Origin of the sequence: Pseudonocardia sp. EV170527-09 (assembly GCF_008369905.1) — a bacterium.
Classification (GTDB): domain Bacteria; phylum Actinomycetota; class Actinomycetes; order Mycobacteriales; family Pseudonocardiaceae; genus Pseudonocardia.
In genome coordinates this window covers 22752-29748 of the sequence record NZ_VRMC01000071.1, presented here as the reverse complement: position 1 = coordinate 29748, position 6997 = coordinate 22752, and the positions used below count along the sequence as shown (strand labels likewise).

The following is a 6997-nucleotide window of genomic DNA, read 5'->3' as shown; positions in this document are numbered from 1 at the left end:
GGACCCTGGCCGACGGCTGGGCCTACGCCCGACTCTATGAGTCGACCCGCCAACGCAACGACGCCCTACCCGGCTGGCTGCACTTCTACAATCACCACCGCGCTCACTCCACCATCGGCGGCCAGCCACCAGTCACCAGGCTGACCAACCTCCCTGGACATCACACGTAGACGGTGCCCGGCCGGACCTGCAGCGACAGCCCGTCCAGCACCTGTCGGCGGCCGAGGACGACCGACACGTCGTCACAGCGGACGGCGGGCATGACGTGGATTCCCATGGCGCGCAGTGTCATCGCCGGCTGCGGACCGTCGCCTCCTCCCGTGGGACGGTCCGGGGCCCCCGGCTCCTCCCGGGGGAGGACGGGGTCAGCGCGCCGCGGTGTGGGCGAGCACGACGAGCGCCACCCGGTCGCGACAGCCGAGCTTGGTGAGCAGGTTCCCGACGTGGGTCTTCACCGTCGTCTCCGCGATGTGCAGGCGCTCGGCGATCTCGGCGTTGCTGGCACCGGCGGCGATCTCCCCGAGCACCTCCTGCTCGCGCGCGGACAGCGACGCCAGCGGGTCCGGCCCGGGTGCCGGCGCGCCCCGGGGCGCGCCGAGCCGGGCGCGGAGCAGCTCCGAGGGCTCGGTCCCACCGCCCAGCACAGCCCGGCCCTCGTGGACCGCCCGCACCGCGGCGACCAGCTCGGCCGGCTCGGCGTCCTTGAGCAGGTAACCCCGTGCCCCTGCCCGGGCCGCCGCGACGACGAACTCGTCGACGTCGAACGTGGTCAGCACTAGCACCCGTGGTCGTTCCCCGCGGGAGGTCAGCCGGCGGGTCGCCTCGACGCCGTCGAGCACCGGCATCCGCAGGTCCATCAGCACGACGTCGACATCGTGCTGCCGGCACAGCTCGAGGGCCTGGACGCCGTCGTGCGCGGTGCCGACGACGGTGATGCCCGGTCGCCGGTCGAGGAAGGCGGCGAACGCCGAGGCCAGCAGCGGCTGGTCGTCGACGACGGCGACCCGGATCATCGGGTGCCGCTCGCGACCGGCGCGTCGGGCCCGGCCGGCGCCGCGTGGGGTGTGCCGGCCGGGGGCAGCCACACCGCGAGGACGTGCTCGTGGTCGTCGGCGTGCACGGTGACCCGGCCACCGACCGCGGCGACCCGTTGGCGCATCCCGGCGAGACCGTGCCCCGAGCCTCCCGCGGCCGTGCCCGGGCGGTTGCGGACCTCCACCCGCACTCCGCCGCCACCGCCGTCGGCGTACAGGGCGGCGGTCACCGGCCGGGCACGGTCACCGTGCTTGACCGCGTTGGTCAGTCCCTCCTGCAGGACCCGCACCGCGACGAGCGAGGTGGCCGGGCCGAGCAGCGCGTCGATGTGGGCGAGTCCCTCGTCGTCGGGCACGTCGGCGTCGAGGAGGAGGCCGGTGTCCCGGATCCGGTCGAGCAGGGCCGGGACGGTGGTCCGTGTCCCGCCCGGGACGAGGTCGGCGGCGTCGGGTGAACGGAGCAGGCCGACCAGCGTGCGCAGCTCGGCCATCGCCTCCCCGGCGGCGTCCTTGATCGTGGCCAGGGCCCGGACGGCGTGCTCCGGCTCGTCCTCGGCGATGCACAGGCCGGTCGCGGCTTCGACCCGGATCAACGCGACGGTGTGGGCGACGATGTCGTGCACGTCGGCCGCGATCCGGTTCCGGTCGTGGGCGGCGACGAGCTCTGCGTGGGCCAGCGCCCGCGCCCGGACCTCGGCGAGCTCGGCCGTGTGACGGTCGGTGACCTCACGTTGGCGCAGCGCCCACAGGTAGGCCACCGCGATCACCAGCACGTGCACGGCGATCATCGGCGCGAGCTCCCCGAGCCGCTCGAAGGGCTGCAGCCCCTGCCCCGCCCTGAACAACTGCAGCGCCGGGCTGACCGGGATCCCGGCCAGTGCCACGAGGACGGCGACCACGCCCCACCCGCGCCGGCGGCCGTAGCGGGTCACCGCGACGACGGTCAGCGGCGCGCAGAGCAGCAGCGGCGACACCCCCATGCCGACCGGTGCGGCCCAGAAGTTCAGTGCCAGCACTCCCAGCAGCACCGCGGTGGCCACCGCGGAGCCGGTGAGGTGGCGCCGGCGCACCGCGAGGGCGGCGGTCAGACCGGTCGCGACGAGCGCCTGGACGAGGTAGGCGGTCGCCCCCCACCTCCACCACTGGGCCCACTCGGCCAGCGTGCACACCAGTCCGGCCGCGGCCAGGCCGACGTCGAGCAGCGGGATCCTTCGCACCGGCCACCTCCTCCCGGGATCGCGTCAGTGCACCACGGGACACCGACGACCACCAGGATTCAGCCGGCGAGGACCTTCCGCAGCACCCGGGGCCGGTCGGTGATGATCCGGTCCACCCCGGTGGCCGCGACCCGCCGCATGTCGTCGGTGTCGTTGACCGTGTAGACCCCGGTCTGCATCCCGCGCGCCCGGACCTCGGCGACCAGGGCGGCGTCGACGACCCGGAACGACGGGTTGATCTGGGTGACCCCGTGGGCGGCGGCGTCGTCGAGCTGCGCCGTGGTCGGGCGCCCGCCGAACAGCCATCCGGCCGGGATCTCCGGGGCGGCCTCGGCGAAGCGGCGCATCGCGTCGTGGTCGAAGGACTGCACGACGACGCCGGAGCGGAGGCCGTCGACCTCGTAGGCGACCTCCTTCTCCACACCCGGGTACTGCGCCGGGTCCTTCAGCTCGACCAGCAGGTCCGCGCGGCCGCGGAGCCGGTCGGCGAACTCGGCGAGGGTCGGGACGCGCTCCCCGGCGAAGGCGGGGGAGAACCACGATCCGGCGTCGAGGCGGCGCAGCTCGGCGAGGGTGAATGTGCCGACGGGCGCCAGGGCGCGGGTGGGGAAGACCCGTTCGACGTCGGTGGTGCGGGCGAGCGTGGCGTCGTGGACGAGCACGAGGTGGCCGTCGGCGGTGCGCTGGACGTCGACCTCGACGGCGTCGGCCCGCTGGGCCAGTGCCTGGTCGGCTGCGGCGAGGGTGTTCTCCGGGGCGTCGGCGGAGGCGCCGCGGTGCGCGACGACCTCCGGGCCGGTCCGGGGACGGTCGGTGTCGGCGAGGGCGACCGTCGCCGTCGCGAGGAGGGCGGCGGGGACGAGAAGGGTACCGAGCAGGCGTCGCACGAGGTGAGTCCTCAGGATCGGGGGCGGTACCTGGGAACCTTCGTGGTGCGGCCGGTCCGGCCGGTGTCGCGCGAGTGTCCTCCGGTGGACGACCCGGCGAGGACCTGGTGGCCAGGGTCGGGTGACGGCCGCCTCGAACGCGGGCAGGTAACCGTCGCGGTAACCCTGGGGGGTCGGGTGGTAAATGGCCGGGGCCGACGCCGGCGGGGGAGTGATCCACGGGTCGGCGGAGCAGACCCCGTGTCCGGCGAACGCGGCGCGGACGTCGACGAACTGGCCCCGGAAGCGGCCGGCCGCGTCGGCGAGGGCGGCGTCGAGGGTGTCGGCGGCCCGGTTCAGTGCCTCCCGGCGGACGGCGTTCGGGACGCCGGGGACGTCGCAGTCGGGGCCCGGCTCGAACAGCCGCGGGTAGCCCAGGACCAGGATCTTCGCCCCGGGGGCCTGCAGCCGGACACCGACGATCGTCGAGATCAACCCGCCGGGAGCGATCCAGCGGGCGGCGCGCTCCCCGCCCCGGATGGCGCGCAGGCAGGTCTCGTCGTCGCGGGCGGTGCTGCAGACGGCCAGGACCGGCCCGAACCCGGTGTCGTTGCCGCCGACGGTGATCGTCACCAGGGTGGTGTCGGCGGAGACCGTGCGCACCTGCCGGGCGATCACCTCGCCACTGGTGGCGCCGCTGCACGCGACGCTGACGAACGACGCCGGGTCGTGGCGGGCCGCCCACAGCGCCGGGTAGGACGCGGCGCTGCGCCGGCAGTCGCCGGTGGCCGGGTCCGGCCGGGCCCCGACGCCAGCGGCGTAGGAGTCGCCGAGCGCGACGTACCGGACGGGGGCCGCGGTCGCGACGGCCGGTGCCGGGTCGGCGAGTGCCGCCGGTGCCAGGACGACCAGCAACGCGCACGTCAGCAGGGGGACCAGGAGGCGGCGCACCCGTTCAGACAACCCCGGCGGCACCGCTGCGGCAATCCGGGCACCGGGTGAGGGGGTGCACGCGCCGTCGACGACGAGGTGCGCCGAACGGGTCCCGGCCGGGCCGCGTCCGCGGACGACACGCCGCGGAGCCGCCGCGCACGCGTCATCACTGTGGGTGAGCGCGTCGAGGGCGACGAGCCGGGCCACGACCACTCGCCCCCGGCGCACGGTAGGGGAAAAGCCCAGCTCAGGGCTGTCCTCAAGGTGGACCGACCGGATCGGCGGCACGGTGAACGGCAGGTGCCGGGGCGAGTGGCAGGCCTCGTCCGCTCACCGCCCGCAACATCCCGTCGGTCTCGTGATCACCCGTTCGGGTTTGTCCGTCCGGTGCGTCCGGCTAGCGTCGGAAACAGATCACGGAACGGTCACGAACCGGACGCGGCTCCTCCCCAGGGGGCCGCCCGCTCCCCACGGGTTGTCCGCCGTTCCGCGATCCGGAAGGAATCGTCGTGGCACGGCATCGCTCCCCCCGGAGCCGTCGGACGAGCCTCGCGATCCCGGCCCCGCAGCTCGCGGTGGCCGGGATCGGGGCCCCGGTCGGCTCGTTCCCCGCAGGTCCCTACGTCCGGCGCGCCCGTGACATCCGGACCGAGGACGGTTCGCGCTGGTCGGCGTCCACCCGGATCGCCGCCGCCGTCGTCGCGGTGGGCGGCATCGCGGCCACCGCCCATGCGACCGTCGGCTCCGACGACCTGTCCGTGGCCGTGACGTCCTGGTTCGACACGGCGGGATCGTCGTCCGTGTCGAACCAGAACGCCGCTCTTCCGGCCGCCGTGCCCGCGCCCCGGTCCGCCGCGGACACCGCGACCTCCCCGATCGCGGACCCGGCCACCATCGCCTCGCTCGCCGCCCCGGCCGCCGCCCCCTCCGCGGCCGCGCGCACCGTCGCCGCCGCGGACACCGGCCGTGCCAGGGCCGCCTCCGCGGTCCAGGCCGCCACTGCCTCGGTCGACCAGGTCCGCAAGGCCGCCGAGGAGCGGGCCCGGGCGGTGGAGGCCGCCCGTGCCGCGGGCGCCACCGGCGCGCTGCAGTCCGCGTCCGCGGGCGGTGCGGTGTCGATCGTGACCGGCCGGGTCACCTCGGGCTTCGGTTCCCGCTGGGGGACCCAGCACATGGGGCTCGACATCGCCGCGCCGATCGGTACCCCCATCCACGTGCCGATCGCCGGCACCGTCATCAGCTCCGGCCCGGCCAGCGGGTTCGGCATGTGGGTCCGGGTCCGGCACGCCGACGGCACGGTCACCGTCTACGGCCACATCAACCGCTCGCTGGTCTCGGTCGGCCAGAAGGTGGCGGCGGGCCAGCAGATCGCCGAGGTCGGCAACCGCGGCCAGTCCACCGGCCCGCACCTGCACATCGAGGTCGTGGACCCGAGCGGAACCAAGATCAACCCGAAGCCGTGGCTCGACGCGAACGGGTTCCGCTACACCTGAGTCAGGAGCTCTGGACCGCCTCCAGCGCGCGGATCTTGTTCGTCGCGTCCAGCGCGGCGACCTTGTAGGCCTCCGACAGCGTCGGGTAGTTCAGGACGGTGTCGACGAGGTAGTCCACCGTCCCGCCGCAGCCCATGATGGCCTGCCCGATGTGCACGAGGTCGGTGGCGTTGGTGCCGAACACGTGCACCCCGAGCAGCCGGCGGTCCTCGGGCGACACCAGCAGCTTGAGCATGCCGTAGGAGTCGCCGACGATCGCGCCGCGGGCGAGCTCGCGGTAGCGGGACAGCCCGGTCTCGTACGGGATCGCCGCCGCGGTCAGCTCGGCCTCGGTCCGCCCGCAGAACGAGATCTCCGGGATCGTGTAGATGCCGATCGGCTGCAGCTCGTGCAGCTCGCGGACCGGCTCGTCGAACAGGTGGTAGGCCGCCAGGCGGCCCTGGTCCATGCTCGTCGACGCCAGCGCCGGGAACCCGATCACGTCGCCGACCGCCGCGATGTGCTCGACCGAGGTCCGGTACTGCTTGTCGACCTCGATGCGACCCCGGTCGTCGGCCTGGATGCCCGCCGCGTCCAGGCCCAGCTCCTCGGTCATGCCCTGCCGGCCCGCCGAGTACATGACCATGTCGGCCGGGATCTTCTTGCCGCTGGCCAGGCTGGTCACCGTGCCGCGGCCGTTCACCTCGACCGAGGACACCTCCTCGCCGAACCGGAAGGTGACCGCCGAGTCCCGCAGGTGGAACTTCAGCGACTCCACGACCTCCGGGTCGCAGAAGCCGAGCATCGAGTCCCGCTTCTCCACCACGGTCACCCGGGTGCCGAGCGCGGCGAACATCGAGGCGTACTCGATGCCGATGACCCCCGCCCCGACGACGACCATCGAGCCCGGCACCCGGCCGAGCTGCAGCACCTGGTCGGAGTCGACGACCCGCTCGCCGTCGAACGCGACGGTGTCCGGCCGGGCCGGGCGGGTCCCGGTCGCGACCACGAAGTGCGAGGCGGTGACCTGGTTGTGGTCACCCCGGCCCGACCCCTCGACGACGACGGTGTGCGGGTCGGTGAAGCGCGCGGTCCCGGTCAGGATGTCGACGTGGTTGCGCAGCAGCTGGTTGCGGACGATCTCGGTCTCCCGGCCGATCACGTGCCGGGTGCGGGCCAGCAGGTCGTCGATGGTGATCTCGGACTTGACCCGGTAGCTGGCGCCGTACATCTCGCGCTGGCTGAACCCGGAGAGGTACAGCACCGCCTCGCGCAGCGTCTTCGACGGGATGGTGCCGGTGTTGACGCAGACGCCACCCATCATGTGGCCGCGGTCGGCGATCGCCACCCGCTTCCCCAGCTTCGCCGCGGCGATCGCGGCCTTCTGCCCGCCGGGACCGGAGCCGATCACCAGCAGGTCGTAGTCGTGGGCGGGTGACTCGTCGGCACTCACCCGCACAGCGTGGTGGTCGGGA

General features: G+C 74.2%; 6 protein-coding genes. 2 read left to right on the top strand and 4 right to left on the bottom strand.

Going from position 1 to position 6997, the window contains the following annotated elements:
- The coding region (locus tag FVA95_RS20435; protein ID WP_149665612.1) for an integrase core domain-containing protein at positions 1-170 on the top strand (170 nt) is incomplete at its 5' end.
- A 195-nt stretch (positions 171-365) separates the two neighbouring features.
- Here the strand turns inward: FVA95_RS20435 and FVA95_RS20430 are convergent.
- The 3 genes from FVA95_RS20430 to FVA95_RS20420 are packed head-to-tail and all read right to left on the bottom strand — an operon-like array spanning position 366 to position 4257.
- Complete coding sequence (locus tag FVA95_RS20430; protein WP_149665611.1) at positions 366-1013, bottom strand: response regulator transcription factor; 648 nt, start codon at positions 1011-1013, stop codon at positions 366-368.
- A complete protein-coding gene (locus FVA95_RS20425) occupies positions 1010-2251 on the bottom strand; it encodes a sensor histidine kinase (RefSeq protein WP_149665610.1) in 1242 nt (413 codons plus the stop codon). The genes FVA95_RS20430 and FVA95_RS20425 overlap by 4 nt, the downstream gene beginning before the upstream one ends.
- A gap of 59 nt (positions 2252-2310) precedes the next feature.
- On the bottom strand, positions 2311-4257 hold the full coding sequence (locus tag FVA95_RS20420; protein WP_149665609.1) for a glycerophosphodiester phosphodiesterase family protein: 1947 nt from the start codon (positions 4255-4257) through the stop codon (positions 2311-2313).
- A gap of 302 nt (positions 4258-4559) precedes the next feature.
- Here FVA95_RS20420 and FVA95_RS33095 point away from each other — a divergent pair, with 302 nt between their 5' ends.
- Positions 4560-5543, top strand: a complete 984-nt coding sequence (locus tag FVA95_RS33095; RefSeq protein ID WP_240051624.1) for a M23 family metallopeptidase — start codon at positions 4560-4562, stop codon at positions 5541-5543.
- 1 nt (position 5544) lies between these two features.
- Here FVA95_RS33095 and sthA read toward each other — a convergent pair whose 3' ends face one another.
- On the bottom strand, positions 5545-6975 hold the full coding sequence (gene sthA / locus FVA95_RS20410; protein ID WP_149665608.1) for a Si-specific NAD(P)(+) transhydrogenase: 1431 nt from the start codon (positions 6973-6975) through the stop codon (positions 5545-5547).
- Positions 6976-6997: the final 22 nt, after the last annotated feature.

Excerpts from the sequence above, each read along its gene's own strand:
- FVA95_RS20430 (WP_149665611.1), bottom strand. The coding sequence starts at position 1,013 with ATGATCCGGGTCGCCGTCGTCGACGACCAGCCGCTGCTGGCCTCGGCG.